Raw genomic sequence first — 3,817 nt, 5'->3', positions numbered from 1 at the left:
TCCATCATGTACTTTCCTTTATACAAGGGGAATCTTGTCCTTAAACTTTCATGTCTCATTAAAAGAAATTCCGTTGCCTGTTTAAAACAATCAACATCAAACTCACCTGTTATTCTAAATGCGACGAATATATGTCCGTGCAGTTTATAGTTTTGCTTATATTCCTTATCAATATTGTCGTCAACCCAATAAAGTTGTTGTTCTGTTATTTCATATAAACCATGAGGATATTGATCAACATTTAACGGAAGAGCTTTAGTTATTGTATCTGTTTTTCTTGCAATTTCTTTAATATTAGCTGCTAATAATGAAATAGTCTGAAACCAAAAAAGGTCTTTGGGTTGTAATTCAATTCCCTCCTTTCTTGAATAACTTACAACTTGAATGCTACTAATTGAATCTCCCCCTAGTTCAAAAAAACTTTTATTTATACTTATTGATTCAATGTTAATACCTAGAACTTTTGACCAGATTTTCTGAAGTACCTCTTCTATCTTATTCCTTGGTGCTTGATATTCTTCAATAACTGAAACATCTGGATTCGGGAGACCTCGCTTATCCAATTTCCCGTTAAGGGTTAAAGGAAAGGATTCCATAGATATCAATATCACAGGAACCATATACTCTGGAAGCATTAACGACAGTTCCTCTCTTATCCTTGCTTCTGTAACTACTACCCCTTTATCTTCGGATACATAGTAACCAACAAGATATTTGATAAGACCGCTTTCTGTTTGTCTTTCTTTCGCTAGAACACAGCTTTGACTTATCCCGGATATCATCGACATCGCATGCTCCACCTCTCCTAGCTCTATACGGTAACCTCGGATTTTTACCTGATCATCATTCCGGCCGATATACTCAAGATTACCATCAGACAGATATCTGCCAAGATCACCCGTCTTGTACAACTTTGTATAGCCATTGGCCATATCTGAAGCACTTGAAAACGGGTTTTCTATAAATCGTTCTTCTGTGAAGGCTGGGGAGTTCAAGTATCCTCTGGATAGTCCAGATCCTCCTATATAAAGCTCTCCTTTTATACCATAAGGAACGGGATGCTTATTCGAATCAAGAACATAAATCTTTTCATTGTATAAGGGTTTTCCTATATATGGTGTATGAGAAGATTTAATTTCATATGCCGAACTCCATATCACTGTTTCTGTTGGACCATAAACATTGATTACTTTTTTAAATGATTTACTTAACTTATCTCCAAAGGATAGGCTTAGCGGCTCCCCACCTACAAGACATATAATTTCTGATAAGTCCCCCCTATAATCGGACAATAAATGCAGCAAGCCACTTGGAGTTTGTTGTATGATTTGAATATTGAAAAGTCCTTCCGATGTTACTTTATCTACAGATGATAAACTAATTTTAAAGCCTGTTGTAAGTGGGAGTGCATATTCTAAACCAAAGATATCAAATACATAATTGGTAAGGCTTAGTAAATTGTAACTATCCAAATTATGCTTATCAAATAAGAAATCTCTGAAGTTTAAAATAAACTGTGAAAATGATTTATGCTCAATCATCACACCCTTGGGTCTGCCAGTTGTACCTGATGTATAAATTACATAAGCCAGGTCTGCCGACTTACTATAGACTGGAAGATTGGAACTATCTTCATCACTGCTGATCAGATCTCCTAGATCCGCATAAATGATCCTTTCCAATGGTAACCCTGATACTCCCTTTACCATCTTACGATGGCTCAGAACAAGCTCAGCTCCCGTATCTTTTAATATATAATTAATCCGCTCTTCGGGATAACCAGGATCCACTGGTACATACGCCCCTCCTGCTTTAAGAACTGCCAGGATACCTACTATCATTTCCAAACTTCGCTCTAGAAATAATACTATTAGTGTATCCTTCTCAAGCTCTTTATTCGTAATCTGACGGTAACTTTCTCTTATTCGCCTTGCTAACTGATTGCTCTTTTCATTGAGCTCCTGATAAGTCAATTCTTCATCTTCATAAACAACGGCAACACTCGATGGCGTCTTTTCTGCCTGAGACTGAAACAATTCATGGATCGTCTTATCTTTAGGATAATATTTCTCCGTCGCATTCCATTTATTAACTATCTGATCATATTCTTCTCGGCTAAGAAGAGATATCTCACTGTAGTTTTTTTCCGGAGCTTTCAACAGCTCTGACAAAAGGTGTTTATAGTGCCCTGATAATCTTTCTATCGTTTCTTCTCTAAATAAACTCCTCGCATAGTTAATTTGACATTGAAGATCATTTCCTCCTTTATCTACAATCAAAAAAGACAAATCAAATTTTGCTATCTGATTTGCCGAGCCAAGATCAAATGACTTAAAATACTCATTATCCAATCCGCCATCCTCTTGTCCTTTAAAACTCTGTAAATCGAACATCACCTGAAAGACAGGATGACGGGATGTATCACGCTCTACCCCTAGCTCGTCTACCAGTTTCTCAAACGGTAGATCCTGATAGCGCTGAGAATCTGACTGTGTTTGATGGATCTGGGAAACCAATGATGCAAAACTTTGTGAATCACTCAGAAGCGTTCTATGAGCTTGAGTGTTTACAAAAAAACCTATAACTTCTGCTGTCTGCTGATAATGTCTGTTCGCGGTAGGAATACCTATAACTATATCATCCTGACCGGTATATTTACTCAGAAGAATTTTAAAACTACTCAGCATTACACTATGCAGACTCACTCCATAACGGCGAGCCAATAACCTTAAATCATTAATAACTGAACCCTCAAGGGTAAAGAAATGATTGCCACCACTGTAATCTATTTCTCTTGGCCTTACATAATCGGTAGGCAATTCAAGATGAGAATATCCTTTCAGATGAGATTTCCAATAACTTAACTGCTCTTCAAGCACGGCTCCACTCAGATAGGAACGTTGCCAGACCGCATAATCCTTATACTGGATCTCTAGCGGTGATAAGACAATTTCCGTTTCCCCTTTGACGTACGATTCGTAATACATCAAAAACTCCCTGCGTAGGATCTCTCCTGACCATCCATCACTGGCTATATGATGAATATTGATCAATAAAAGTCTACGCAATGAAGAACCTTCATCTAATAAATTATAAAACTTGACTCTGACTGGATAATCTTTGCTTAAATCAAACGGACGATTGATATCTTCACCAATAAATAACTCATAATCTTCTTTAATGCTCAAAAACCCTTCTTCTATCTGCACCGGTTCTTCATGCACAACCTGAACTCCATTACCATCCTCTCCAGACTTTATTGTACTTCGCAATACTTCATGACGCTTTACTATCTGTTGTAGAGCATATTCAACACCTGATTTATCTACAGTGGAAGAAAGCTCATATAACGATGGCATATGATATGCATTCGTACCTCCTTCATACTGCTCGATAAACCATAAACGCTCCTGGGAAAAGGACAGGACCGATTCCCGGTTTGCTGTCTTTTCTATAAAGACTGTGTCTTGATTCTGACTATGAGACAGAATGGCAGATATCGTTCGATACTTAAAGACATCTGCTACTTTCATATCATTTCCTAATACCTTGCTCATCCGGTGTGTTACCTGGATCGCCAGAATGGAATTGCCTCCTATCTGGAAAAAATTATCTTTAACACCTACTCTCTCCAAACCTAAAACATCCTGCCAGATTTCACAAACCTTTTCCTCCAGCTCACTAGATGCTGGAACATAAGTCTCCGAATACAAATGAGCATCTGGATCCGGGAGACCTCGCTTATCCAATTTCCCGTTAAGGGTTAAAGGAAAGGATTCCATAGATATCAATATCACAGGAACCATATACTCTGGAA

1 protein-coding gene is annotated in these 3,817 nt (G+C 37.8%); it reads right to left on the bottom strand.

Annotated elements, in window-relative coordinates; all coding sequences use genetic code 11:
• Nucleotides 1–3,782, bottom strand: a 3,782-nt coding sequence (locus ACTHJT_RS10315; RefSeq protein ID WP_440237941.1) for an amino acid adenylation domain-containing protein, incomplete at its 3' end; no start/stop codon positions are given.
• Between the last annotated feature and the right edge of the window lie 35 nt (nt 3,783–3,817).

Origin of the sequence: Cytophaga sp., from assembly GCF_051961495.1 — a bacterium.
Classification (GTDB): domain Bacteria; phylum Bacteroidota; class Bacteroidia; order Cytophagales; family Cytophagaceae; genus Cytophaga.
Note: the sequence above shows the minus strand (reverse complement) of the source record. Positions and strands in the feature narration are given on the sequence as shown.